At 63.2% G+C, this 23958-nt stretch carries 24 protein-coding genes; 10 read left to right on the forward strand and 14 right to left on the reverse strand.

Annotation, left to right across the window (positions count from 1 at the left end):
- Positions 1 to 27: 27 nt before the first annotated feature.
- From ACFSOZ_RS08610 to hutI, 5 genes are read right to left on the reverse strand one after another with little or no spacing between them, the layout of a single operon-like run.
- Positions 28 to 615, reverse strand: coding sequence for a HutD/Ves family protein (locus ACFSOZ_RS08610; protein WP_379095989.1), 588 nt, complete (start codon positions 613 to 615; stop codon positions 28 to 30).
- A 12-nt stretch (positions 616 to 627) separates the two neighbouring features.
- Positions 628 to 2298 carry a urocanate hydratase gene (gene hutU / locus ACFSOZ_RS08615; RefSeq protein ID WP_379095992.1) on the reverse strand — a complete coding sequence of 557 codons (1671 nt, stop codon included), beginning with the start codon at positions 2296 to 2298 and terminating at the stop codon, positions 628 to 630.
- 27 nt (positions 2299 to 2325) lie between these two features.
- On the reverse strand, positions 2326 to 3138 hold the full coding sequence (gene hutG / locus ACFSOZ_RS08620; RefSeq protein ID WP_379095994.1) for an N-formylglutamate deformylase: 813 nt from the start codon (positions 3136 to 3138) through the stop codon (positions 2326 to 2328).
- Between the two features lie 2 nt (positions 3139 to 3140).
- Positions 3141 to 4679 (reverse strand): histidine ammonia-lyase, encoded by a 1539-nt coding sequence (gene hutH / locus ACFSOZ_RS08625; RefSeq protein ID WP_379095997.1) that lies wholly within the window; start codon positions 4677 to 4679, stop codon positions 3141 to 3143.
- A complete protein-coding gene (gene hutI / locus ACFSOZ_RS08630) occupies positions 4676 to 5911 on the reverse strand; it encodes an imidazolonepropionase (protein WP_379096000.1) in 1236 nt (411 codons plus the stop codon). The genes hutH and hutI overlap by 4 nt, the downstream gene beginning before the upstream one ends.
- 98 nt (positions 5912 to 6009) lie before the next feature.
- Between hutI and ACFSOZ_RS08635 the strand changes: the two genes are divergently transcribed.
- Both ACFSOZ_RS08635 and hutC read left to right on the forward strand, forming a co-directional pair.
- A complete protein-coding gene (locus ACFSOZ_RS08635) occupies positions 6010 to 7362 on the forward strand; it encodes a formimidoylglutamate deiminase (RefSeq protein ID WP_379096003.1) in 1353 nt (450 codons plus the stop codon).
- Positions 7359 to 8099, forward strand: a complete 741-nt coding sequence (gene hutC / locus ACFSOZ_RS08640; protein WP_379096006.1) for a histidine utilization repressor — start codon at positions 7359 to 7361, stop codon at positions 8097 to 8099. The genes ACFSOZ_RS08635 and hutC overlap by 4 nt, the downstream gene beginning before the upstream one ends.
- A 226-nt stretch (positions 8100 to 8325) precedes the next feature.
- On the opposite strand, the gene ACFSOZ_RS08645 is transcribed toward hutC, so the two are convergent.
- Positions 8326 to 8670, reverse strand: coding sequence for a RidA family protein (locus ACFSOZ_RS08645; RefSeq protein WP_379096009.1), 345 nt, complete (start codon positions 8668 to 8670; stop codon positions 8326 to 8328).
- A gap of 215 nt (positions 8671 to 8885) precedes the next feature.
- Between ACFSOZ_RS08645 and aztA the strand changes: the two genes are divergently transcribed.
- The 4 genes from aztA to ACFSOZ_RS08665 all read left to right on the forward strand — a co-directional run bounded on the left by aztA (position 8886) and on the right by ACFSOZ_RS08665 (position 12019).
- Positions 8886 to 9710, forward strand: a complete 825-nt coding sequence (gene aztA / locus ACFSOZ_RS08650; RefSeq protein ID WP_379096012.1) for a zinc ABC transporter ATP-binding protein AztA — start codon at positions 8886 to 8888, stop codon at positions 9708 to 9710.
- On the forward strand, positions 9710 to 10585 hold the full coding sequence (gene aztB, locus ACFSOZ_RS08655) for a zinc ABC transporter permease AztB (protein WP_379096015.1): 876 nt from the start codon (positions 9710 to 9712) through the stop codon (positions 10583 to 10585). The genes aztA and aztB overlap by 1 nt, the downstream gene beginning before the upstream one ends.
- A gap of 29 nt (positions 10586 to 10614) precedes the next feature.
- Positions 10615 to 11556: a zinc ABC transporter substrate-binding protein AztC gene (gene aztC, locus ACFSOZ_RS08660; protein ID WP_379096018.1), complete on the forward strand. Its 942-nt coding sequence runs from the start codon at positions 10615 to 10617 to the stop codon at positions 11554 to 11556.
- Between the two features lie 124 nt (positions 11557 to 11680).
- A complete protein-coding gene (locus ACFSOZ_RS08665) occupies positions 11681 to 12019 on the forward strand; it encodes a protein tyrosine phosphatase family protein (protein WP_379096021.1) in 339 nt (112 codons plus the stop codon).
- Between the two features lie 13 nt (positions 12020 to 12032).
- On the opposite strand, the gene ACFSOZ_RS08670 is transcribed toward ACFSOZ_RS08665, so the two are convergent.
- Positions 12033 to 12500 carry an Lrp/AsnC family transcriptional regulator gene (locus ACFSOZ_RS08670; RefSeq protein WP_379096024.1) on the reverse strand — a complete coding sequence of 156 codons (468 nt, stop codon included), beginning with the start codon at positions 12498 to 12500 and terminating at the stop codon, positions 12033 to 12035.
- A 137-nt stretch (positions 12501 to 12637) separates the two neighbouring features.
- On the opposite strand from ACFSOZ_RS08670, the gene hppD reads away from it, so the two are divergent.
- Positions 12638 to 13750: a 4-hydroxyphenylpyruvate dioxygenase gene (gene hppD, locus ACFSOZ_RS08675; protein ID WP_379096027.1), complete on the forward strand. Its 1113-nt coding sequence runs from the start codon at positions 12638 to 12640 to the stop codon at positions 13748 to 13750.
- A 51-nt stretch (positions 13751 to 13801) separates the two neighbouring features.
- Here the strand turns inward: hppD and ACFSOZ_RS08680 are convergent, their stop codons facing one another.
- Genes ACFSOZ_RS08680 through hmgA form a run of 5 tightly spaced genes read right to left on the reverse strand, consistent with a single transcriptional unit; the run spans position 13802 to position 17869 of the window.
- Positions 13802 to 14344 (reverse strand): DinB family protein, encoded by a 543-nt coding sequence (locus ACFSOZ_RS08680; protein ID WP_379096030.1) that lies wholly within the window; start codon positions 14342 to 14344, stop codon positions 13802 to 13804.
- A 4-nt stretch (positions 14345 to 14348) separates the two neighbouring features.
- Positions 14349 to 14642: a hypothetical protein gene (locus ACFSOZ_RS08685; protein WP_379096033.1), complete on the reverse strand. Its 294-nt coding sequence runs from the start codon at positions 14640 to 14642 to the stop codon at positions 14349 to 14351.
- Positions 14643 to 14646: 4 nt separating this feature from the next.
- Positions 14647 to 15660, reverse strand: coding sequence for a fumarylacetoacetate hydrolase family protein (locus tag ACFSOZ_RS08690; protein ID WP_379096036.1), 1014 nt, complete (start codon positions 15658 to 15660; stop codon positions 14647 to 14649).
- On the reverse strand, positions 15657 to 16544 hold the full coding sequence (locus tag ACFSOZ_RS08695; RefSeq protein ID WP_379096084.1) for an MBL fold metallo-hydrolase: 888 nt from the start codon (positions 16542 to 16544) through the stop codon (positions 15657 to 15659). Before ACFSOZ_RS08695 ends, ACFSOZ_RS08690 begins: the two co-directional genes overlap by 4 nt.
- A gap of 11 nt (positions 16545 to 16555) precedes the next feature.
- Complete coding sequence (gene hmgA, locus ACFSOZ_RS08700; protein ID WP_379096039.1) at positions 16556 to 17869, reverse strand: homogentisate 1,2-dioxygenase; 1314 nt, start codon at positions 17867 to 17869, stop codon at positions 16556 to 16558.
- Positions 17870 to 17970: 101 nt separating this feature from the next.
- Between hmgA and ACFSOZ_RS08705 the strand changes: the two genes are divergently transcribed.
- Positions 17971 to 18414, forward strand: a complete 444-nt coding sequence (locus ACFSOZ_RS08705; RefSeq protein ID WP_379096042.1) for a MarR family winged helix-turn-helix transcriptional regulator — start codon at positions 17971 to 17973, stop codon at positions 18412 to 18414.
- A gap of 62 nt (positions 18415 to 18476) precedes the next feature.
- On the opposite strand, the gene tdh is transcribed toward ACFSOZ_RS08705, so the two are convergent.
- The gene (tdh, locus tag ACFSOZ_RS08710; protein ID WP_379096045.1) at positions 18477 to 19511 is read right to left on the reverse strand and encodes an L-threonine 3-dehydrogenase; all 1035 of its coding nucleotides are present in this window, start codon (positions 19509 to 19511) and stop codon (positions 18477 to 18479) included.
- A gap of 52 nt (positions 19512 to 19563) precedes the next feature.
- Positions 19564 to 20751 carry a glycine C-acetyltransferase gene (locus tag ACFSOZ_RS08715; RefSeq protein WP_379096048.1) on the reverse strand — a complete coding sequence of 396 codons (1188 nt, stop codon included), beginning with the start codon at positions 20749 to 20751 and terminating at the stop codon, positions 19564 to 19566.
- Between the two features lie 308 nt (positions 20752 to 21059).
- Between ACFSOZ_RS08715 and ACFSOZ_RS08720 the strand changes: the two genes are divergently transcribed.
- Together ACFSOZ_RS08720 and ACFSOZ_RS08725 are read left to right on the forward strand one after the other, a co-directional pair.
- The gene (locus ACFSOZ_RS08720) at positions 21060 to 23129 is read left to right on the forward strand and encodes a putative bifunctional diguanylate cyclase/phosphodiesterase (RefSeq protein ID WP_379096051.1); all 2070 of its coding nucleotides are present in this window, start codon (positions 21060 to 21062) and stop codon (positions 23127 to 23129) included.
- A gap of 74 nt (positions 23130 to 23203) precedes the next feature.
- Positions 23204 to 23941, forward strand: coding sequence for a polysaccharide deacetylase family protein (locus tag ACFSOZ_RS08725; protein WP_379096054.1), 738 nt, complete (start codon positions 23204 to 23206; stop codon positions 23939 to 23941).
- The last annotated feature ends 17 nt before the right edge of the window (positions 23942 to 23958 follow it).

Consider the following 23958-nt stretch of genomic DNA (forward strand, 5'->3'; position numbering starts at 1 on the left):
CATCGCGATCATGTTTGGAAACAAGCGTTAATCGTTGCCGGAGGCGTTCCGGATCCGGATGACGAACAGCGTCGTCTGCTGGGTAGGCTGGACACGAATGTCAGCGATGTTCGGACTGTCCAGCAGCGCGTCCAGCGGCCCAAGGCGGACCGGTTCGGCAGCCGACACAAGAATCTCACCGCTCAGGCACAGGACGAGAGTGGTCCCCATCTCGGCCTGAATCACTACCGGAGCGGAAGTCACGAGCCGCTCGACCGAATGCGCTATCATGCCGCGGCGGGTCATGACATTGAGGTCGGTGATCGTTCCGCCAATCAGGGTGGCTGCAGTCGCCACATCGGCCGGGAAGGAAAACGGGATGGTCGCAGGGGTTATGGTGGCCTGCGGCCAGCCGGCAATATCGAGGACGACGCCCTCGCCTTCAAGCACCGCAAGCGTGCGATCGATACCGGCAAATTGCGAGAACGGACCGCTGCCTTCGACACGCGCCATCGAGACGCGCCAGTCGAAGTCGTCGAGCTCGGCTCCGGCAGGCGAGACGACGATTTGCGTCGTCACCCCGCCGCCGTTCTTCCACGGCATGGACTTGTATTCGGCTGCCCGCAGGACGCGCATTATCTCAGCCAATCAGCCGAGAATGCCGGGCAGGTTGAGCTGATGTTCCTTGGCGCACTCGATGGCGATCTCGTAGCCGGCATCGGCGTGGCGCATGACACCGGTCGCTGGATCGTTCCACAACACCCGCTCCAGACGCCTGGCCGCCTCGCGCGTGCCGTCGGCGACAATGACCATGCCGGCATGCTGCGAGAAGCCCATGCCGACACCGCCGCCATGGTGCAACGACACCCAGGTAGCGCCCGATGCGGTGTTGAGCAGCGCGTTGAGCAGCGGCCAGTCGGACACCGCGTCAGAGCCGTCTTTCATGGATTCCGTCTCGCGGTTCGGCGAAGCGACCGAGCCGGAATCGAGGTGATCGCGGCCGATAACGACGGGCGCCTTGAGTTCGCCCCTGGCCACCATCTCGTTGAAGGCGAGGCCGAGCCTATGCCGGTCGCCGAGGCCCACCCAGCAGATGCGCGCCGGCAGGCCCTGGAAGGCGATGCGCTCGCGCGCCATGTCGAGCCAGTTGTGTAAGTGGGTGTTGCCGGGCGTCAGCTCACGCACCTTGGCGTCGGTCTTGTAGATGTCCTCGGGATCGCCCGACAGGGCTGCCCAGCGGAACGGGCCGATGCCGCGGCAAAACAGCGGACGGATATAGGCCGGCACGAAGCCGGGGAAGGCGAAAGCGTTCTCGAAACCCTCCTCCTTGGCTACCTGGCGGATGTTGTTGCCATAGTCGAGCGTCGGCACGCCGGCGTTCCAGAACGCCACCATCGCCTCGACATGTTCGCGCATCGAAGCGCGGGCCGCTTTTTCAACTGCCTTTGGATCGCTGACGCGCTTCTCACGCCACTCAGCCATCGTCCAGCCCTTGGGCAGATAGCCGTTGATGGGGTCGTGGGCCGAGGTCTGGTCGGTGACCATATCGGGGCGAATGCCGCGCCTGAACATTTCCGGAACGATCTCGGCCGTATTGCCGAGCAGGCCTACCGACTTCGCCTCGCCTGCCTTGGTCCAGCGCTCGATCATCGCCATCGCCTCGTCGAGTGTCTCGGCCTTCTCGTCGACATAGCGGGTGCGCAGGCGGAAATCGATCGAATCCGGGTTGCATTCGATGGCCAGGCAGCAGGCACCGGCCATGACGGCGGCGAGCGGCTGGGCGCCACCCATGCCGCCGAGACCGCCGGTCAGGATCCATTTACCCCTGAGATTACCGCCATAGTGCTGGCGCCCGGCCTCGACGAAGGTCTCGTAGGTACCCTGCACGATGCCTTGCGTGCCGATGTAGATCCATGAACCGGCCGTCATCTGGCCGTACATCATCAGGCCCTTCTTATCGAGCTCGTTGAATTTTTCCCATGTCGCCCAGTGCGGCACCAGGTTGGAATTGGCGATCAGCACGCGCGGCGCGTCCGGATGGGTGCGGAAGACGCCGACCGGCTTGCCCGACTGCACCAGCAAGGTCTCGTCATCGGCCAGCGTCCTCAACGAGGCGACGATGCGGTCAAAGTCGTTCCAGGTCCGCGCGGCCCGGCCGATGCCGCCATAGACGACCAGTTCGTTGGGGTTTTCTGCGACGTCCGGATCGAGATTGTTCATCAGCATGCGTAGCGGCGCTTCTGTCAGCCAGGAGCGGGCGCTGATTTCCGTGCCGCGCGGGCTGCGGACTTCGCGGATGTTGTGGCGAGGATTGTTCATGTCGTCACTCCAGAAAAGGATCGAATGTCAGCTCTGCGCCCAGGTGATCGCGGCCTCGAGAATCTTCTTCAGCTTCGCGGCCATGGGTGCCGCGAACGCGGCATCATAGGGCACCGGCCAATTGTCCGGCTCCCCCTTGCCCTCGGGCTCATGCATGTAGCCGCGATCGGCAAGTTCCATCTGCAGCGCATGGAAGCCGCCTTGCGGGTTGCCGAAGTAGCGCGTGATCCAGCCACCCTTGAAACGGCCGTTGATGACGTAGCTGTCGCCGGTTTCAGCCATGATCTGGCCGACCAGGTTCTGCAGTGCCGGGTCGGCGGTCTGGCCGTCATTGGTGCCGAGATTGAACACAGGCAGCGTGCCCTCGAACAGGCGGGGCAGAACCGAACGGATCGAGTGGCAGTCATAGATGACGACCTTCTGATGCAGGCCGCGCAGCCTGGTGGCTTGGTACCCCAACATTTCATGGTAGGGCAGGAAATATGACTGATAGCGCTGGCTGATTTCCGCCGGCATCGGTTCCTCGCCGAGCAGGTAAAGCGGATCACCGTCGAAAGTCTCAGTCGGGCAAAGCGTCGTCGTCGTCTGCCCCGGATAGAGCGAGGCGCCGGAGGGATCGCGGTTGACGTCGATGACCGTGCGCGAGATCGACGTATGCACAATCGTCGCACCAAGGCCGGCGGCGAAATCGTAGAGCTGGTCGATCCACCAGTCGCAGTCGCGACGGCCAAGCCAGGGCGAGACCAGCCGGTTGTCGATGCCGGCGAGATCGATACCGGTATGCGGGATCGACACCACTAGAGGTGCCGTGCCTTCCGTCACTGTAAGCCAGTCGGTCATGTTCAGGCTCCCGAGATCGACGGCAGTGTTACCGCACCGGCTGCCTTGATGGTCGCACCACTGCGCACCATGGCGATGGCTTTCTCCATATCAGGATGGAAATGCCGGTCATTGTCGAGATGCGGCACTTCCGCCCTGACCAACTTGCGCACGGCTTCAAGTGCCGCGCTCGAAGTGAGCGGTGCATGGAAATCGCAGCCTTGGGTAGCGGCCAACAATTCGATGCCGATAACCGCGGTTGCGTTCTCGACCATGCCGATCAGCCGGCGCGCGCCATGCGCTGCCATCGAAACATGGTCTTCCTGGTTGGCCGAGGTCGGTATGGAATCGACGCTGGCCGGATAGGCTTTCTGCTTGTTCTCGGAAACGAGGGCCGCCGCCGTCACCTGCGGGATCATGAAACCGGAGTTCAGGCCGGGCTTCGGCGTCAGGAAGGCCGGCATGCCCGACAGCGCCGGATCGACCAGCATGGCGATGCGCCGCTCCGACAGCGAGCCGATCTCGCAGACGGCGAGCGCAATCATGTCGGCGGCGAAGGCCACCGGCTCGGCGTGGAAATTGCCGCCGGAAAGTGCGGTATCATCCTCGGCAAAGATCAGCGGATTGTCGGTGACGCCATTGGCCTCGGTGCCAAGCGTGTCGGCTGCCTGACGCAGAACGGTGAGTGCTGCACCCATGACCTGCGGCTGGCAACGCAGGCAATACGGATCCTGCACGCGCTCGTCGCCAACCCGGTGCGATTCACGGATGGCGCTGCCGGCCATCAAATTGCGCAGCGCGTCCGCCGTCTCGATCTGGCCGCGATGCTTTCTCAGCGCATGAATGCGGGGATCGAAGGGGGCGTCGGAGCCTTTTGCAGCGTCGGTCGACAATGCACCGGCAACCAGCGCCGACTGGTAGAGCACTTCGGACTCGAACAGAGCGGCGAGCGCATAGGCGGTGGAAAACTGCGTGCCGTTGAGCAGTGCCAGGCCTTCCTTGGCGCCCAATGTCACCGGCTCCAGCCCGTGCGAAACGAAGGCGACCTTGGCCGGGAAGCGGCCATGCGGGGTGAAGCATTCGCCGACGCCGATCATCACCGCCGTCATGTGCGACAGCGGGGCAAGGTCGCCGGAGGCGCCGACTGAGCCTTGCGCCGGCACCACCGGGATGACGTCATTGGCCAGCATCGCCTCCAGCAATTCGATGGTCTGCGGCCGCACGCCGGACGCGCCCTGCGCCAGGCTGGCCAGCTTCAGCGCCATCATCAGCCTGCAAACAGCGACCGGCATCGGCTCGCCGACGCCGGCGGCATGCGACAGCACGATGTTGCGCTGCAAGGTCTCAAGGTCGCCGGCGGGGATGCGGACGCTGGCCAGTTTGCCGAAGCCGGTGTTGATACCGTAGACCGGCTCGCCCTTGGCGACGATCCTTGCAACGGCCTCGGCGCTCGCCTTGATCTTTGGCCGGCAGGCGTCGTCAAGCTTCGGCACGGCGCCACGGTAGATGGCGCGCCAGTCGGCCAGCGTCGCATTGCCGGGCTTCAGGGTCAGTTCGGTCATTGTCCTCTCCAGATGCGGGCATGCAGCGGGTTGAAGCCCATGCGGTAGACGAGTTCGGCGGGGCGCTCGATGTTCCAGATCGCCAGATCGGCGGATTTGCCGGCTTCCAGCGTACCCGTTTGTCCCAGCAGGCCGAGCGCGCGGGCGGCCTCGCGGGTGACACCGGCAAGGCATTCGTCGACGGTCAGGCCGAACAAGGTCGCCGCCATGTTCATGGTTAGAAGCAGCGACGTCAGCGGCGAGGTGCCGGGATTGTTGTCGGTGGCGACAGCCATTCTGACGCCGTGCTGACGGAACAGGCCAATCGGCGGCTTCTTGGTTTCACGAATATAGTAGTAGGCGCCAGGCAGGATTGTCGCCACGGTTCCGACCTTCGCCATCGCCACGGCGCCCGCCTCATCGGTGTATTCGAGATGATCGGCCGACAGCGCACCATAGTGCGCGGCAAGCTCGGCGCCATGCAAATTGGACAGTTGGTCGGCATGAAGCTTGACCGGCAAGCCTGCCACCTTGGCGGCATCGAAGACGCGCGCCATCTGCTCCGGCGAAAAGGCGATGCCCTCGCAAAACCCGTCGACGGCATCGGCCAGCCTCTCGGCGGCAACCGCCGGAAGAATTTCCTTTGCGACCAGATCGATGAAGGCGTCCTTGTCGCCCATGGCTTCCGGCGGCAACGCATGGGCGCCGAGAAAGGTCGTGCGGATCGTCACTGGCCGCTGTTCACCCAGCTGACGGGCAGCACGCAGCGACTTCTTTTCGTTTTCGAGATCGAGCCCATAGCCCGACTTTACTTCCACGGTGGTGACGCCCTCGGCGATCAGCGCATCGAGGCGCGGCAGCGACTGCGCGACCAGATCGCCTTCGCTGGCGGCCCGCAAGGATTTGACCGAGGAGACAATGCCGCCGCCGGCCCTGGCGACCTCTTCATAGGTGGCGCCGGCCAATCGCATCTCGAACTCGTTGGCGCGGTTGCCGGCATGGACCAGATGGGTGTGGCAGTCGATCAGGCCGGGCGTGATCCAGCGCCCCTCGCAATCGATCGTATCGGCGCCTTGGGCAAGCGCTGCGGGCATCCCCGATTCAGGGCCGGCATAGACAATGCGGCCGTCACGCGCGGCGATCGCGCCGTGTTCGACGACACCAAGTCCGGCAGCACCCTCGGCCATGGTCGCCAGGCGCGCATTGCGCCACAGACGAAGACCCCCTACCCGGCTTTTGCTCTCTGCAGCCATCATCTTTTCCGTTTCAATCGGTGGCGATTATGTATATACATATTGAAACGCACTGCAAGTGCCATCATCGCATATGAGACAGGGAACCGGAGAGAAAAGTGACTGATATCTTCGCGGAACAGGCGCTCCTTCCCAATGGCTGGCACAGCAATGTGCGGATCACCTTGGCCAATGGACGCATAACAACTGTCGAGCCGGGAGCCACCGCCGTGGCTGGCGACGAACGCCACGCGATCCTGCTGCCCGGCATGCCCAATCTGCACAGCCATGCCTTCCAGCGCGGTATGGCCGGATTGGCCGAGCTTCGCGGCCCTTCCGCCGACAGTTTCTGGAGCTGGCGCGAGGTGATGTACCGCTTCGCCCTGTCGATGACGCCCGACCAGGTCGAGGCAGTTGCGGCGCAGCTCTATGTCGAGATGCTGGAGGCCGGCTTTTCCCGCGTCGGCGAATTTCATTACCTGCATCACGACCGCGACGGAAAACCCTACGCCAACCTTGCCGAGATGGCCGAACGCATCGCGGCCGCGGCCGGCGAGACGGGCATCGGCCTGACGCTGCTGCCAGTGTTCTACGCACACTCCTCTTTCGCAGGCGCTGCGCCGAACGAAGGCCAGCGGCGTTTCATCAACGATGTGAACCGGTTCTCCAGGCTGGTTGAGAAAAGCCGCGAATCGGTTCGGGCCTTGAATCAGGCTGTTGTCGGCGTTGCTCCACACAGTTTGCGCGCGGCGACACCGGAGGAATTGACTGAGGTGGCGGCCATGGCGCCGGATGGGCCGATCCACATCCATGTGGCCGAGCAGGTGAAGGAAGTCGAGGACTGCCTTGCCTGGTCGGGCGCGCGGCCGGTCGAATTCCTGCTGGCCAACGCGAAAGTAGACCAACGCTGGTGCCTGATCCACGCCACGCACATGACCGATGCGGAAACCGTCGGGATGGCGAAGAGTGGGGCGATCGCCGGCCTTTGTCCGATCACCGAGGCCAATCTCGGTGACGGCACTTTTTCAGCGCCGCTGTTCAGGGAACATGGAGGCCGCTTCGGCGTCGGCTCCGATTCCAACGTGCTGATCGGCCTGCCCGACGAGTTGCGCCAGCTCGAATATTCGCAGCGCCTCGCCCATCGCGCCCGCAATGTGCTGGCGGTGGCCGGCGGCTCCACCGGGCGCGCGCTGTTCGATGCCGCGCTCGACGGCGGCAGAGTCGCCCTTGGTGCAGGCGCCTCCGCGATTGCCGCCGGCGCATCGGCTGATCTCGTCTCGCTCGACTCGAGCAATCCCTCGCTGGCCGGCAAGACCGGCGATGCGATCCTCGACGCCTGGATCTTCGCCAATGGCAGCAAGGTCGACTGCGTCTGGGTTCATGGCAACAAACAGGTTAGCGGCGGCCGGCATGCAAGGCGCGAGGCCATCGCCGAGCGGTTTCGCAGCGTGATGACGGCGCTTTCGGCATGAGCATGATCGAGACAGCGGATGTGGAAGGTGGCGTCTCGCTGCACCAGCGCATCCTGTCCGACATCAGCGAAAAGATCCTGTCCGGCGCCTGGGCGCCCGGCCATCGCATCCCGTTCGAGCACGAGTTGAGCGCGCAATACAATTGTTCGCGCATGACGGTGAACAAGGCGCTGTCGCAGTTGGCCAAGGCGGGGCTGATCGAGCGCCGCCGCCGCTCAGGCAGCTTTGTCCGCCGGCCGCAGTCACAAGCGGCGGTGCTGGAGATCCACGATATAAGGGTCGAGGTCGAAGCACTCGGCCTGCTTTATCGCTACGAGCGCGTGACGCGGCACAAAAGGCGCAGCGACGCAGAGGACCGCTCTTTGCTGGAGGTCGGTACCGCCGGGCCGGTGCTGGCGCTGGAATGCCGGCATTTCGCCGGCCAGCGGCCGTTCGCGCATGAGCAGCGGCTGATCAATCTGACCGCGGTGCCTGAAGCAGCCGACGAGGAATTCCTGGCCATCGCGCCCAGCCCGTGGCTGATCGGCCGCGTGCCGTGGAGCGAAGCCGAACACCGTATTCGCGCGGTCGCCGCCGACAGGCAGATCGCGGCGGCACTCGACATCGCGGCCGGCGCGCCTTGTCTGGTGGTCGAGCGACGGACATGGAGCGCCGAACATCCGGTCACCCATGTACGCTTCACCTACGCGGCGGAGAGCCACACGCTGGTGGCGCGTTTCAGGCCGTCGCAGGGGTGAGGCGTCTCCAGCCGAAGGCTGGCGAAAAGCCAACGATTTGGCTTTTCGAACGCCGAACGCCCGGAGCCATAGCGAAGGGCAGCCGCGCTTGCCGGGTCCCCGCGGCCTACGGCAGCGTCCCGGCGTTCGCCAGCCTTTCAGCGCGCCACTGGCGCGCTGAATTCGCTGACGCGAACCGGCTGCTCACCCCCCACTCGTGGGGGAGATTGGCAGCATCCCCGTCGGCTCAAATCGCCGCCGTAATAATGATCTCGACCAGATATTCCGGTCCGGCGAGTTTTGCTTCGCCGGTAGCGCGGGCGGGCGTGTTGCCTTGCGGCACCCACTTGTCCCATTCCGCGTTCATCTCGGCAAAGGTGCCCATGTCGGCCAGCCAGATGATCGCCTGCAGGATCTTGGTCTTGTCCGAACCGGCCTTGGCCAGCAGTTCGTCGATAGCCGCCAGGATGTCCCTGGTCTGCGCAGCGACGTTCCCGCCGGGCTCGCCGACCTGACCGGCCAGATAGACAGTATTTCCGTGAATGACGATCTGGCTCATGCGCGGGCCAACATCGATGCGACGAATGCTCATTGGATGGTTCCTTCCTGTGTCGGTTGCGCCTCTTTAGAGTTGCCGCCGGCTTCGGGCAAGGTCGCCCGGTCGAATCCCCTTGGGCCAACCACCACACGGCAAGTTGACCCGGCAGCCGCAATTCCGCCCGATTGGCTTGTTGACTAATGTAATAACATCACATATCCAATCGGACGCTGCCAGCAGCCGGATTTCGCTGCCCCACGGATCGCAGAATGACAAATACCTGCCTGACCTTCCGCGACCTGACGCTTGGCTACGGCAGCCACCCGGCGATCCATCACCTCGACGGCACCATTCGCAAAGGCTCCCTGACCGCCGTGGTCGGCGCCAACGGCTCCGGCAAATCGACGCTGATGAAAGGCATTGTCGGCGTCCTGAAACCGATGGCCGGTGAGGTCGTCCGCGCGCCCGGCGTGCGTGCCGCCTATCTGCCGCAGCAATCGGAGCTCGATCGCTCCTTTCCGGCGCGGGTGGTTGACCTGGTCTCGCTCGGCCTGTGGCCACGGCGCGGCCTGCTCGGCCGCCATACCAGGGAAGATCGCGATTCCGTCAGCCAGGCGCTGATGGCCGTCGGCCTCGGCGGCTTCGAGAAGCGGCCGATCGACACGCTGTCAGGCGGCCAGTTGCAGCGCACGCTGTTTGCGCGTGTCTTGCTGCAGGACGCCGACCTCATCCTGCTCGACGAACCGTTCAACGCTGTCGACGCCAAGACGGTCGGCGACCTCATCGCATTGATCAAGCGCTGGCATGGCGAGGAGCGCACGATCATGGTGGTCGTCCACGACCTGGATCTGGTGCGCGAGAATTTCCCCGAAACGCTGCTGCTTGCCCGCCAGCCGATTGCCTGGGGCGAGACCAGGGAGACGCTGAAGCCGGAGAACCTGTTGCGCGCCCGCCGCTTCCACGAAGCCTGGGAAGAGAATGCGCCCTGGTGCGAGCCAGAAGAGCACGCCCATGGCCACGATCACGACCATCATGGCCATGCTCACGGGCATGACCATGACCATGACCATGGTGTCGGACCGAGGGCTGCCTGATGGACACGCTTTACGGTCTTTTCATCGCGCCTTTCGCCGATTTCGGCTTCATGCAGCGGGCGCTGATCGGTTCGCTGATGCTATCGCTCGGCGCCTGCCCGGTTGGCGTCTTCCTGATGCTGCGGCGCATGAGCCTGTCCGGCGACGCGATGGCGCATGCTATCCTGCCGGGTGCCGCCGCCGGTTTCCTGTTCTATGGGCTGGAGATTTTGCCGATGACCATCGGCGGGCTGATCGCCGGCATCATCGTGGCACTCGGCGCCGGCGCCGTCTCGCGCTTCACTATCCAGCGCGAAGACGCCTCGATGGCGGCCTTCTATCTGATTTCGCTCGCCATCGGCGTCTTGATGGTGTCGATCCGCGGCTCCAGCGTCGATCTCATGCATGTGCTGTTCGGCACGGTGCTGGCGCTCAACAACGAAGCGCTGACGCTGATCGGCGGCATTGTCGCAGTGACCTTGGTCAGCCTCGCCGTCTTCTGGCGGGCGCTGGTCGCCGAATGCCTCGATCCGCTGTTCCTGCGCTCGGTCAGCCGGCTCGGCAGTCCGGTGCATTTCATCTTTCTCGGCCTCGTCGTGCTCAACCTCGTCGGCGGCTTCCAGGCACTCGGCACGTTGCTTTCGGTCGGACTGATGATGCTGCCGGCCGCAGCCGCCCGTTTCTGGACCGTGCGCGTCGAGCCGATGTGCGTGCTGGCCGTGCTGATCGGCTTTGCTTCCTGCATCGCCGGGCTGCTTCTGTCCTATCACGCGTCGCTGCCATCCGGCCCGGCCATCATCCTGTCCGCCGGCGTCGTCTATTTCGCCTCGATCCTGTTCGGCACGCGCGGCATTCTGCGCGCCCGCATCATCCATCACCGTCACAGAACGGCCTGATCCCCACCCCCCTAAAAGGAGACCCGCAAATGCTGAAATCGATCCGCGCCGCCCTTGTGATGAGCGTTATAACATTAACCGCCTTTGGCGCATCGTCGGCCTTCGCGGCACCGCTGAAAGTGGTCGCCAGCTTCACCGTCATTGCCGATTTTGCGAAAAATGTCGGTGGCGACCGCATCGATGTCACCACCATTGTCGGTCCGGACGGAGACGCCCATGTCTACGAGCCGAGCCCGGCCGATGCGGTGGCAATGGCCAAGGCCGACATCGTGCTGGTCAACGGCCTGCATTTCGAAGGCTTTCTGCAGCGGCTGGTCGATGCCAGCGCCACCAAGGCCTCGATCGTCACCTTGACCAAGGGCGTGACGCCGATCGACTTCAAACCTGAATTCGCCGACGCCGACGCAGCTGAGGGTGCCGGCACAGGCGGCGGCAAGACGGTCACCGATCCGCACGCCTTCCAGTCGATCGCCAATGCCAAGATCTATGTGAAGAACATCGCCGAAGCCTTCTGCGCGGCCGACTCGGACGGCTGCGTCAGCTACCAGACCAATGCCGCCGCCTACACCAAGAAGCTCGACGCGGTCGAAGGCGAAGTGAAAGCGGCGATCGCCTCGATCCCTGAAGCGAAGCGCGTCGTCATCACCTCGCATGACGCCTTCGGCTATTTCGAGCACGAATACGGCCTGACCTTCCTCGCCCCGCAAGGCATCTCGACGGACTCCGAACCGTCGGCCGCCGATGTCGCCAAGCTGGTCACCCAGGTGAAGCAGGACAAGGCGGCGGCGATCTTCGTCGAGAACATCACCAACCCGCGCCTGATCGAGCAGATCGCCAGCGAAACCGGCATCAAGGTGGGTGGCACGCTCTATTCGGACGCACTGTCGCAGCCCGACGGTCCGGCCTCGACCTATATCGACATGATGCATAACAACATCAGCCAGATCAAAGGCGCCATTCTCGGCAGCTGACGCGGCTCGTCATTCCATCCGGTCGGGCAGAGACAAGCCCGGCCGGATTCTACCTGACGGGTGTTGCCGGTTCCGCCGGAGAGTGGCAAGACTTCTCGCCAAATCAGATTGCGAGGATGCTGCCATGGAATACCGCGAAATCAGCGACGACTATTCAGTCTCGGGCCAGATCCAGCCCGAAGACGTCACCGCCATCAAGGAGGCCGGCTTCAAGAGCGTCATCTGCAACCGGCCGGATGATGAGCAGCCCGGCCAGCCTTCAGCCGATACCGTCAAGGCGGCGGTCGAAGCCGCAGGCCTAGCCTTCCGCTACATCCCCGTCATCAGCGGCCAGATCACGGCCGAGAATGTCGAGGATCAGGCCGAGGCGCTCGACGAACTCGACGGCCCGGTCTTCGCCTATTGCCGTTCCGGCGCGCGCTGCACCAACCTCTATGGATTGATCCAGCAGTCGAAGGGTTAAATCGGCCCCAAGTTCAAATCGGCAGGGCGCCGGTTTCCTTCAGCGTCTCAAGCACGATCGCCGTCTTCACATGCTGAACGGATTCGTGCGGCAGGAGCACGCCGTTGACGAATTCCGACAGCGACTTCAGGTCGGGCGTCACCACCTTCAGGATGTAGTCCATCTCGCCGGTCAGCGCGTGCGCTTCCTGCACTTCCGGCAGCCGCGCAACCAGTTCGCCGAAGCGCCTGGCATTGTCGCGGTTGTGGGTGGCGAGCGTGACCGAGATGACGTTGACCAGCGAGAAGCCGAGCTTGTCGCGGTCGAGCACTGCGCGGTAGCCCTTGATAAAGCCGTCTTCCTCGAGCCGCTGGCGGCGGCGCGAGCACTGTGACGCGGACAGGTTCACCCGCTCCGACAAATCGTTGTTGGTCAGCCGCGCATCGACCTGTAACAGCGCCATTATCTTGCGGTCAAACTGATCAATACGCGTCTCATCCATGGATTTACCCCTCATAGTGCACGCTTCACGCATGAACTGATCATTTCAAGCGTTTGAATGCAAGCACCATGCGCCGGCTCCGCGCTATGATGGCGCCAGATGAGCCTTTCAGGCCAAGCCATATCCGGAGGAATATCATGGGCCCCTTCCCGCACGACGCCCCACCCGCCAAGATCAGCAAGGACAACCCCGCCGGCACGGATGGATTCGAGTTTGTCGAGTTCGCGCATGCGGAGCCGGAAAAGCTCGCCGAACTGTTCACCCGCATGGGCTATGTCGCGGTGGCCTGGCACCGCACGAAGAACATCACCGTCTGGCGCCAGGGCGACATCAATTATGTCGTCAATGCCGAGCCCGGCTCGCATGCGATGAAATTCGTCGACAAGCACGGTCCCTGCGCTGCCTCGATGGCATGGCGGGTGGTCGATGCCAAACACGCCTTCGACCACGCTGTTGCCAACGGCGCTACCCCTTACGAAGGCACCGACAAGGCGCTCGACGTGCCAGCCATCCTCGGCATCGGCGGCTCGCTGCTTTATTTCATCGAAACCTATGGCAAGAAGGGCTCGGCCTATGATGCCGAGTTCGAGTGGCTGGGCGCGCGCGACCCGCGGCCGCAAGGCGTCGGCTTCTATTTCCTCGATCACCTCACCCACAATGTCTATCGCGGCCAGATGGACAAATGGTGGGATTTCTACCGCAACCTGTTCGGCTTCAAGCAGATCCATTTCTTCGACATTGATGGCAAGATCACCGGGCTGGTCAGCCGCGCCATTACCTCGCCTTGCGGCAAGATCCGCATTCCGCTGAACGAGTCCAAGGACGAGACCAGCCAGATTGCCGAATATCTGAAGAAGTACAATGGCGAAGGCATCCAGCACATTGCGGTGGGCACCGACGAGATCTACGCCGCCACCGACAGGCTGGCCGAAAACGGACTGAAGTTCATGCCCGGCCCGCCGGAAACCTATTACGACATGTCCTATGACCGCGTGAACGGCCATGACGAGCCGATCGAGCGGATGAAGAAGCACGGCATCCTGATCGACGGCGAAGGCGTCGTCGATGGCGGCATGACCAAGATCCTGCTGCAGATTTTTTCGAAAACCGTGATCGGGCCGATCTTCTTCGAGTTCATCCAGCGCAAGGGCGACGAAGGTTTTGGCGAGGGCAATTTCCGCGCGCTGTTCGAATCGATCGAGCAGGACCAGATCAAGCGCGGCGTGATCAAGGTGCAGGCGGCGGAGTAGGTTTCATGTTGAGCGGATAGCGCATGACCGATCTTCGGGTCATGCTCGAAATCAAATCTCGAGCCCCAACCGCTCGACCTCTTCCCTCCTCAGCTTCACATCGTAATCGAGCAGGAATTCGTCGAGTTGCGGCGGCTTGACCGAGGTGCCGGAGAGCATTGCGTGCACCTGGCCACGATGATGGATGTCGTGCAGGAAGACATGGGCGAGGATGTCGCCGATACGCTCCGGGATCATGCCGTCCTCGCGCCGGTCGGTGACAACCTGCCGATCGAGATCGGCTGCCGACAGCCGATCGCAAAACGCGGTCAGGCGTCGGTCGGCTGCGACCTGGGCTACAAACAACGCCTGCGGCTCCTCGATCGGCACGAAATCGTCATGGGCGGCAGCGCCGACTCCGCCCTCTTCGAGAAAATCGAGATAGAGAAGATCGACCGCAAGAATGTGGTTGAGCGTCGCCTTGATCGACGGAAAGAAGCTGGTGCGTTCGGCCTCGAATTCGCCAGGCGCAAGCGACAATACAGCGCGATAAAGCCGGTCGTTCGACCAGAGATTGTTGCGCGCCATGCGGCGCAGATGGTCCAGCAGGTTCATGACGTCATCCCGCGGACCGGACCAGATACAGACCCGCCCACATAACCACAAATCCGGCGAGAACGAGCAGCAGAAGCCGGTTCATGCGCCGCCGCATGCCCTGCGTTTCCTCGTCCCGAGCGACGCTCATGTTGGTGATGGTGTGGAACATCATCGCATTGCGCGGAAAGCCGCTGCGGTTGGTCAGGTCGGGCGAGCGCGCCTCGATGCGGTAGCTCAGCCGGATCGCCACGACGAAGACCGCCAGTATGGCTAGCGCCCAGACGCCCGCCAGCAGATAGAATGCCTCCCCCGTCATTCCCTCACCTCTCGTATTTCTCGACCTTCTGCTCGATGGCGCCGAAGATCGAATGTCCGGTCCTGTGCTTCATCTCGATGCGTACCGTGTCGCCGAAGCGCAGGAAAGGCGTTTTGGGTGCGCCTGATACAATGGTCTCGATCATGCGCAGTTCGGCGATGCAGGAGTAGCCGGCGCCGCCGGCCGACACAGGCTTGCCCGGCCCGCCGTCGAGCTTGTTGGACACAGTGCCGGAGCCGATGATCGTGCCGGCAGCCAGCGGCCTTGTTGTGGCGGCGTGGACGATCAGTGCCGGAAAATCGAAAGTCATGTCGACGCCCGCATTGGCCCGCCCGAACGGCTTGCCGTTGAGATCGGCGAGCAGCGGCAGGTTCACCTTGCCGCCATCCCAGGCGTCGCCCAGTTCGTCCGGCGTGACCGCCACAGGCGAAAACGCCGAGGACGGCTTCGATTGGAAAAAACCAAAACCCTTGGCCAGCTCCGGTCCGGTCAGCGCACGCAGCGTCACGTCATTGACCAGCATGACCAACCGGATCGCGGCGCGCGCCTCATCGAGGCCGACACCCATCGGCACATCGTCGACGACAACGGCGACTTCCGCCTCCATGTCGATGCCGAGGGCTTCGTCAGCCATGCGGATCGGATCGCGTGGTGCGATGAAGGAATCCGAGCCGCCCTGGTAGATCAGCGGGTCGGTCCAGAAGCTCGCCGGCATGTCGACGCCGCGCGCTTTCCGCACCAGTTCGACATGGTTCACATAGGCCGAGCCATCGGCCCATTGATAGGCGCGCGGCAGCGGCGAATGGGCGTCATGCTCGTGGAAGCGCTCCGACGGCACCGCATTGTTCTCCAGCGATTCCGCTATTGTCGCGAGATGCGGGGCGATGCGTCGCCAATCGTCGAGCGCTGCCTGCAGCGTGCGCACCAGGAACGAGGCGTCGGTGAAGCGTGTCAGGTCGCGCGAGACGACGACGAGTTTTCCGTCACGCGTCCCGTCCTTCAATGTGGCAAGCTTCATGCGGTTTCCTCTCCTTGTGCAGCTTTCTCGCTGCTTAACCCCACAACAAGGCCGTCGCGGGCGATCGTCAAGTCGCCGGCCCATGTTTTCCTGACAGCGGCGATCCAGTCGGCTTCGACGATCCCGGGGTCGTCGGCCGGAATGAGGTGGTTGAGCACCAGCCTCTTCACGCCGGCATCGCTGGCGATGCGCCCGGCCTCCTCGGCAAAACTGTGGCTGGCAAGCAGATGCGCTCGTAGCCGCGCACCATTGCCGGTCTTCGCCACCAGCCGCTCGATGCCTTGCTCCAGCATGGCTTCGTGGACGAGGATGTCGGCGCCCTGGGCGAAATCGGCGAGTGGTGGATAGAAAGCCGTATCGGCGGAAAACACCACGCTTTTCCCGCCATGTTCGAAGCGCAGGGCAAAGCAATCGGTCACCGGCGGATGGTCGACGCGTAGCGCCGAAACCTTGAAGCCGCGTTGCTCGACAACCAAGCCTTCGGCGAATTCGCTGATCGAAACCAGCTCGCGAATATCCGGCCGGCCCTCGTCTACGACGCGGATCTCGATGTCGAATTCCATCGCCTGACAAAAGCGCCGCCAGTAATGGCCGGTGCCGGGCGGGCCGAACACGCTGACCGGCGCGGCCAGACCGGCCGTCCAGGCGGTGTGGATCAGCGGCCCGAGTTCCAGCACATGGTCGGAATGCAGATGCGTGACGAAGATCAGGTCGAGTGCCTTCAAGCCGATGCCGGCATCGACCAGACCGCGCGTCACGCCAAGTCCGCAGTCGACGACAATGCTGCGGCCGCCGATCTGCAGCAGCGACGAGCTCGGCCACGGTCCACCCGTCCGAAGTGCCGGACCGCCCTTCGAGCCCAAAAGCACCAGCAGGTCCGGCATTGGCTCGCTGCTCAAGACCAGTCGCCCTCGGGCGTGCCGTTGAAGCGCTTCTTCAGATCGGCCCAGCAGTCGATGTAATTGTCCTGCCGGGTTTCCAGTTCGGCACCGTAGCGGGTCAGCATCTGCGGAAAACGGGTCTCGAACATGAAAGCCATGGTGTTGTCGAGCTTGACCGGTTTCAAGTCCGCGCGCGAGGCCTTTTCGAAGCCAGGCGCATCCGGCCCATGGGCCAGCATCAGATTGTGCAGGCTGATGCCGCCGGGCACGAAACCCTCCTCCTTGGCGTCGTACTGGCCGTGGATCAACCCCATGAACTCGCTCATGATGTTGCGGTGGTACCAGGGCGGCCGGAATGTATCTTCGGCCACCAGCCAGCGCGGCGGGAAGATGACGAAGTCGATGTTGGCGGTGCCTTCCTCGCCGCTCGGGGCTGTGAGCACGGTGAAGATCGACGGATCGGGATGGTCGAACAGCAGCGCTCCAACCGGTGAAAAGGTCGCCAGATCATATTTGTAGGGCGCGTAGTTGCCGTGCCAGGCAACGACGTCGAGCGGCGAATGGCCGATCTCGGTAACGTGGAAATTTCCGCACCATTTCACCGTCAGCCGGCACGGCGTTTCCTTCTCCTCGAACCAGGCGCAAGGCGTCTTGAAATCGCGCGGGTTGGCGAGGCAATTGGCGCCGATCGGGCCACGGTCCGGCAGCGTCAGCTTGGCACCGTAGTTCTCACAGACATAGCCGCGCACTTCGGCATCGACCAGTTCGACCTTGAAGACAAGACCGCGCGGCAGCACGGCGATCTCGCCGGGCCGAAGCTCGATGACGCCCATTTCGGTGACAAAGCGCAGGGCGCCGACCTGCGGCACGATGAGCAACTCGCCGTCAGCGTTGAAGAAATGATCGTCAACCATCGAGCGGTTGGCGACATAGACATGGGCCGCCATGCCGGTCTGTCCGAGCACGTCGCCGGCGGTGGTTATGCTGCGCATGCCGGCGATGAAATCAGTCGGTTCTTTCGGCATCGGCACCGGGTTCCAGCGGTACTGACCGAGCGCCAGCTCGTGGTCGCCGACATTGGGCGCGCTCTTCCACAAGGGATAGTGCGCCGGCTTGAAGCGGCCGGTGTGCTTCACGCTCGGCCTGATCCGATAGAGCCAGGAGCGCTCGTTGGTGCCGCGCGGGGCGGTGAAGGGCGAGCCCGAAAGCTGCTCGGCATAGAGGCCATAGGCCGGCCGCTGCGGCGAGTTCCGCCCCTGCGGCAGCGAGCCGGGCAAGGTTTCGGTTTCGAAGTCGTTGCCGAAGCCCGGCATGTAGGAAAAGGCCATTGCTTCCTCCCGGAATGGATCTCAATTGACCAAACTGGTTTCATTTGTAACCATCGAAAATGTAACTATCAATGCCAATGCCGCCGCCGGGATATGCAACCATGGAACCGGAAATCCTCGACCTGGAAAACTTCCTGCCCTACCGCCTCTATCGCCTGGCCGACGCGGTCAGCCGGGAATTCGCAGGGATTTACAAGGACAGTCACGGCCTGACCCGGCCGGAATGGCGCACCCTTTCCGGGCTCGGCCAGCACGGCACGATGACCGCGACAGCACTCGGCGAGCAATCGGCGATGCACAAGACCAAGGTGTCGCGCGCCGTCGCCGAACTCGAACGGCGGCGCTGGCTCACCCGAACCCCTGACGAAAACGACCGCCGCGTCGAGCATCTGACGCTGACCAAAGCGGGCCTTGCTGCCTATCGCGAGATGGTGCCGCTGGCGATAGCGTTCGAGCGGGAGTTGCTGGCAAGACTGAATCTCGCCGAGCGGGTGGCCGTCGTCAGTGGAGTGGCCGCGCTGGAGGAAGCGCTGGACAGGAACTAGATCGTCAGCGGTCGGCAGGAAAGAGGGAGGCGCGAAGGATCGCGACGCCTCTTATTTCGGCGCTACCAGTCCATCACCACCTTGCCGGAGCTGCCGCTGCGCATCGCGTCGAAGCCGGTCTGGAAATCGTCGATGCCGATGCGGTGCGTGATCAGACCCGAAACATCGAGTGGACCCTGCACCAGCGCGATCATCTTGTACCAGGTCTCGAACATCTCGCGGCCGTAGATGCCCTTGAGATGCAGCATCTTGAAGATGACCTTGTTCCAGTCGATCTCGAAGCCGGTGGACGCTATGCCGAGAATGGCGATCTTGCCGCCATTGTTCATGGTGTCGATCATGTCGCGGAAGGCGGGGGCCGCCCCCGACATTTCGAGGCCGACGTCGAAACCCTCGGTCATGCCGAGCGCCGGCATGACGTCACGCAGCTTTTCCTTCGAGGCGTCGACGACATGCTGGACGCCGAGCTTTTTCGCCAGCGCCAGCCGCACCGGATTGATGTCGGTGATGACCACCTTTCGCGCGCCGACGCATTGCGCCACCAGCGCACCCATGATGCCGATCGGCCCGGCGCCGGTGACCAGCACGTCCTCGCCGACCAGGTCGAAGGACAGAGCCGTGTGGACCGCATTGCCAAGGGGATCGAAGATCGCGGCGATCTCGTCCGGCACGTCATCGGGGATCGGCACGACATTGTGCTGCGGGATCGCCAGATACTCGCCGAAGGCACCCGGCCGGTTGACACCGACACCGAGCGTGTTGCGGCACAGGTGCCCCCTGCCCGCGCGGCAGTTGCGGCAATGGCCGCAGACGATGTGGCCTTCGCCCGACACTCGCTGGCCGACCTTGTATTCGGTCACTGCCGCGCCGAAGTCGGCGACGGTGCCGACGAATTCATGGCCGGTCACCATCGGCACCGGCACCGTCTTCTGCGCCCACTGGTCCCAATTGTAGATGTGGACGTCGGTGCCGCAGATCGCGGTTTTCTTGATCTTGATCAGCACGTCGTTGGGGCCGATTTCCGGCACCGGCACCTCTTCCATCCAGATGCCAGGTTCGGCCTTGGCCTTCACCAGCGCCTTCATCATGTTCGACATGCTTTTGTCCCTTGAAGCTCTTGTTCCGGAATCGCTTTGCGATTTCGGCCTTTCAGGAAATCACCCCGAGTTCGCGCCCGACGGCGCCGAACGCTTCCACCGCGCGGTCGATTTCGGCGCTGGAATGCGCTGCCGACATCTGCGTGCGGATGCGCGCCTGGCCCTTCGGCACCACCGGGAAGGAAAAACCGATGACATAGATGCCGCGCTTCAGCATGCGCGCGGCCATCTCCTGCGCCAGCGTCGCATCGCCCAGCATCACCGGAATGATCGGATGGTCGGCCCCGGCCAGCGTGAAGCCAAGCTTGCCCATCTGTGACCTGAACCGCGCCGCATTGGCATAGAGGCGCTCGCGCAAGGCGTCGCCATTGCGGATCAGGTCGAACACCTTGATCGAGGCGCCGGCAATCGCCGGCATCAGCGTGTTGGAAAACAGATAAGGCCGCGAGCGCTGGCGCAGCCAGTCGACCACCTGCTTCCTGCCTGATGTGTAGCCGCCGGATGCACCGCCGAGCGCCTTGCCGAGCGTGCCGGTGATGATGTCGACCCTGCCTTCGACGCCGCAATGCTCGGCCGAGCCACGGCCGTTCCGGCCGACGAAGCCGACGGCATGGCTGTCGTCGACCATCACCATGGCATCGTACTTCTCGGCGAGGTCGCAGACACCCCTCAGATTGGCGATGATGCCATCCATGGAAAACACGCCGTCGGTGGCGATCAGCCGGAAGCGGCAGTCCTTCGCCTCCTTCAGCCGCGCTTCGAGGTCGGCCATGTCGTTGTTGGCATAGCGGAAGCGTTTTGCCTTCGACAGCCGCACCCCGTCGATGATCGAGGCGTGGTTCAGCGCATCGGAAATGATCGCATCGTCCTCCCCCAGCAACGTCTCGAACAGGCCGCCATTGGCGTCGAAGCAGGAGCCATAGAGGATGGTGTCTTCCAAGCCGAGGAAGGATGAAATCGTCGCCTCGAGCTGCTTGTGCTCCTCTTGCGTGCCGCAGATGAAGCGCACCGACGCCATGCCGTAGCCATAGCGGTCGAGCGCCTGGCTGGCCGCCGCGCGCAGCTCGGCGCTGTCGGCGAGGCCGAGATAGTTGTTGGCGCAGAAATTGAGCACCTTCTGCCCGCCGACCTCGATCTCGGCCGACTGGGTGGAAGTGATCACCCGCTCGGTTTTGTAGAGGCCGGCCGATTTAAGCCCCGCGAGCTCGCTGTCGATGTGAGAGAGAAATGCTGCGGTCATGATCGGGCCTCGTTTGATGTGGGTCGACTGTCGTCCGGCCCGAGCGAAAAATCCATCGCAAAAACGACCGGATCGGTGGCAAGCAGTCCTGATGTGGGTCGTCATGCGGCGCAGGAGCGACGCCACGACAATGGCGGTGACCGACGACCGCTCAAATGCCGACACGGCGCTAAACGAGGCGATAACCATTTCGCGATCTTTCAGCGTTTCCTCCTTGCCGGCCGGCTGTCGATTTCCACACCTGTTAACGTTTGCAAGCCAATGGTCCTCGCAGCAGGAACCCGTTGGCGAGAGGGCCGCCCCCGAAAATGTCGCAGCAGCCGGTGCAAACCATTTCAGGCAAGCTCACTTTGCTGATCAAGGCTGGCTACTGGCTGGCCCTGCTGATCATTGCCGCCATGGTGATAGCCTCCTTCATCCTGCTGCAGCAGATGATGGCCACGCAACAGCACAACCACACCTTGCTCGACATCGTCGGAACGCAAAAGACGCTGTCGCAGCGCATCGTCTTCCTTGCCGGTGCAACGGGTGCTTCGTCGCGCGACAAGCAGCCGGCACTGGTCAGTGCGCTCAAGCAGGCGACGGCGGAGTTCGAGACGAACTACGATCTGCTGCTCGAACAGACGAATGCAGACCCGATGTCACCGGCCCGCTTGGACGCGAAATCGATCGAGAGCGTGCTGTTCGCCAAGCCGTTCCATCTCGATTATTTCTCGGTGGGCCTTGTCGCCAATGGCAAGCGGCTGATTTCATCCTTCGAATCCCAGCTGACGGGCGCCATTGACGGCTACAAGGGCAGCGGCGAGCGCGTCAATCTCGACGCGTCTGTCGCCAACGCGACTTTGTCGGGCTACGCAGCACTTGGTCAGCGCATTACCGCCGATGCCGACGAGCGTTCAGAGAAGCTGCTGGCGCTCCACCGCACTCTGTTCTACGCCACCCTCGGCGTCATCGTGCTGGTGGCACTCTTCATCTTTAGGCCGATGTCGAACGCCATCCTGCGCAAGACCCATGAGCTGGTCGACGCGCGCAATTCGATGGCCTTCATCGCGGTGCATGACGGCCTCACCGGCCTGCACAACCGCACGTTCCTCACCGATCATTTCGATACGCTGATCAAGGGCACGCACCGGCGTCGCGAGCGCCTTGCCGTCGTCCAGCTCGACCTCGACCGGTTCAAGCAGATCAACGATACGCTCGGCCACGCCGCCGGCGACTATGTGCTGGTCATCACGGCGCAGCGCATGCGCGATTCCTGCCGGGCATCTGACCTGTGCGTACGCCTGGGCGGCGACGAGTTCGTCATGATCCTTGGCGGTGCGGGCGGCACCGAAGACATCAACATGCTGGCGCGGCGCATCCTGGCCCACATCAACGAGCCGATCATTTTCCAGGGCACGACCATTCTTCCGGGCGCCAGCGCCGGCATCGCCGTCTACCCGATCGACGCCGACAATGCGCAGGATCTGCTGGTCCACGCCGATCTGGCGCTCTACTCCGCCAAGAAGCTGGGAGGCGGCAACTTCTCCTTCTTCTCCGAGGAGTTGCGCCGCGAGCTCGACTATCGCAAGCAGCTCGAGCACGACATCAAGGTCGCCATCGCGGACCGGGCGTTCCAGGTCTATTTCCAGCCGCAGGTTTCGCTGACCAACGGCACGATCAGCGGCATCGAGGCGCTGGTGCGCTGGAACCATGCCGAGCGCGGCATGATCCCACCTGGCGAATTCATTCCGGTCGCCGAGAAATGCGGCTTCATGCCCGAGATCGGCCGCATCGTCATCACCAAGGCGATCAACGAAGCCGCCGAATGGAACCGGGCCGGCATTGCCTTCGGGCGGCTTGCCGTCAATGTCTCCGGCACCGAACTGCGCGAGCATGATTTCGATGCGTTTCTGTTCTCGACGCTGGAAAAGGCCGGATTGCCGCCTCAGAAACTGTCGCTGGAAATCGTCGAATCCGTCATTCTCGACGACGAGAAGACCGGCATCGCCGCCAAGCTTCGCCACATCAGGGCAGCCGGCGTCCATCTTGAACTCGATGATTTCGGCACCGGCTATGCCTCGCTCAGCCATGTCAACCCGAACGAGATCGACCGGCTGAAGATCGACCGCCGCTTCGTCCAGAACATCCATGAGAATGGCGACAACTCGAAGATCGTGCGCGCCATCACCGAGCTGGCGCGTGGCCTCGGCATCTCGATCGTTGCCGAAGGTGCTGAAACCGAGGCCGAGCTCGATTCGCTGATGGCGATCGGCTGCGACCAGGTCCAGGGCTATTCCATCGCCTTCCCGATGCCGCAGGACAAGGCGCTGGAATGGCTGACGGCCCGCATGCCGAAGAAGGCCAAGCTGACGGTGCTGCAAGGAAGCCTGGCGTAAGTCCTGCCCGGCCACCTTGACAGGCCGTTGTGGACATGGCGGCCTGTCGTGATCGCAACCGGATATTGCGGGTGATGACACCGTTTCGGTTTGTCCTGGCGGCACTGTCGATCCTTGCGTTCCCCGCCCATGGGGCGAATCGCACCATCTACCTCACCTTCGACGATGGCCCGCTGAACGGCACCAGCAATATCCTCGACGTGCTGGAAGCCGAGCAGGTTCCAGCGACCCTGTTCATGGTCGGCATGCATGCGCAGGCGAGTGCCGCCAACAGGGCGCTCGTCCAACGCGCCAAGCAGCTTGCGCTGGTGACGCTCGGCAACCACAGCTACAGCCACGCCAACAACCGCTACCAGCATTATTATGCCGACACCGAAGGCGTCGTCGCCGACATGGTGCGGGCAAATGCGGTGCTCGGCCTGAAGCCCGTGGTGCATGCACGGCTACCGGGGCGCGACGTGTTCAGGCTGCCCTCGATGTTGAAGAACGACACCTCGCTTGGCCTCGCCCAGGAGGGCCGCGAGGAGCCCGACTACGAGTTTGTCGCCGCCTCAGGCTTCTATCTCTACGGCTGGGACCACGAATGGGTGCACAAGGACAGCGGCGAGCCGGTGCAAAGCGTCGACCATCTGGTCAGCGAGATCGACCACCTGTTCGGCTACGGCCGCTTCGTCAAACCCGGCAAGCTGATCCTGTTGATGCATGACGAGATGTTCCAGGACAGTTTTGATGGCAAGACGAAGCTGACCAATCTGATCGCCGCGCTGAAGCTGCGCCCTACCTTTGGGGCCATCAAGGGCTACGACGACTGAGCCTCGTCCTTTTTGTT

The sequence above is a fragment of the Mesorhizobium newzealandense genome (genome assembly GCF_042682145.1).
GTDB lineage: Bacteria > Pseudomonadota > Alphaproteobacteria > Rhizobiales > Rhizobiaceae > Mesorhizobium > Mesorhizobium newzealandense.

Coding starts and splice junctions, on each gene's coding strand:
- ACFSOZ_RS08665 (WP_379096021.1), top strand. CDS start 11,681: ATGGAATACCGCGAAATCAGCGACGACTATTCAGTCTCGGGCCAGATC.
- aztB (WP_379096015.1), top strand. CDS start 9,710: ATGGACACGCTTTACGGTCTTTTCATCGCGCCTTTCGCCGATTTCGGC.
- ACFSOZ_RS08645 (WP_379096009.1), bottom strand. CDS start 8,670: ATGAGCATTCGTCGCATCGATGTTGGCCCGCGCATGAGCCAGATCGTC.
- hutG (WP_379095994.1), bottom strand. CDS start 3,138: ATGACCGACTGGCTTACAGTGACGGAAGGCACGGCACCTCTAGTGGTG.
- ACFSOZ_RS08610 (WP_379095989.1), bottom strand. CDS start 615: ATGCGCGTCCTGCGGGCAGCCGAATACAAGTCCATGCCGTGGAAGAAC.
- ACFSOZ_RS08720 (WP_379096051.1), top strand. CDS start 21,060: ATGTCGCAGCAGCCGGTGCAAACCATTTCAGGCAAGCTCACTTTGCTG.
- ACFSOZ_RS08715 (WP_379096048.1), bottom strand. CDS start 20,751: ATGACCGCAGCATTTCTCTCTCACATCGACAGCGAGCTCGCGGGGCTT.
- ACFSOZ_RS08680 (WP_379096030.1), bottom strand. CDS start 14,344: ATGAACCTGCTGGACCATCTGCGCCGCATGGCGCGCAACAATCTCTGG.
- aztC (WP_379096018.1), top strand. CDS start 10,615: ATGCTGAAATCGATCCGCGCCGCCCTTGTGATGAGCGTTATAACATTA.
- ACFSOZ_RS08670 (WP_379096024.1), bottom strand. CDS start 12,500: ATGGATGAGACGCGTATTGATCAGTTTGACCGCAAGATAATGGCGCTG.
- tdh (WP_379096045.1), bottom strand. CDS start 19,511: ATGTCGAACATGATGAAGGCGCTGGTGAAGGCCAAGGCCGAACCTGGC.
- ACFSOZ_RS08685 (WP_379096033.1), bottom strand. CDS start 14,642: ATGACGGGGGAGGCATTCTATCTGCTGGCGGGCGTCTGGGCGCTAGCC.
- hmgA (WP_379096039.1), bottom strand. CDS start 17,869: ATGGCCTTTTCCTACATGCCGGGCTTCGGCAACGACTTCGAAACCGAA.
- ACFSOZ_RS08705 (WP_379096042.1), top strand. CDS start 17,971: ATGGAACCGGAAATCCTCGACCTGGAAAACTTCCTGCCCTACCGCCTC.
- ACFSOZ_RS08695 (WP_379096084.1), bottom strand. CDS start 16,544: ATGCCGGACCTGCTGGTGCTTTTGGGCTCGAAGGGCGGTCCGGCACTT.
- hutH (WP_379095997.1), bottom strand. CDS start 4,679: ATGACCGAACTGACCCTGAAGCCCGGCAATGCGACGCTGGCCGACTGG.
- hutC (WP_379096006.1), top strand. CDS start 7,359: ATGAGCATGATCGAGACAGCGGATGTGGAAGGTGGCGTCTCGCTGCAC.
- ACFSOZ_RS08690 (WP_379096036.1), bottom strand. CDS start 15,660: ATGAAGCTTGCCACATTGAAGGACGGGACGCGTGACGGAAAACTCGTC.
- hppD (WP_379096027.1), top strand. CDS start 12,638: ATGGGCCCCTTCCCGCACGACGCCCCACCCGCCAAGATCAGCAAGGAC.
- aztA (WP_379096012.1), top strand. CDS start 8,886: ATGACAAATACCTGCCTGACCTTCCGCGACCTGACGCTTGGCTACGGC.
- ACFSOZ_RS08725 (WP_379096054.1), top strand. CDS start 23,204: ATGACACCGTTTCGGTTTGTCCTGGCGGCACTGTCGATCCTTGCGTTC.
- hutI (WP_379096000.1), bottom strand. CDS start 5,911: ATGGCTGCAGAGAGCAAAAGCCGGGTAGGGGGTCTTCGTCTGTGGCGC.
- hutU (WP_379095992.1), bottom strand. CDS start 2,298: ATGAACAATCCTCGCCACAACATCCGCGAAGTCCGCAGCCCGCGCGGC.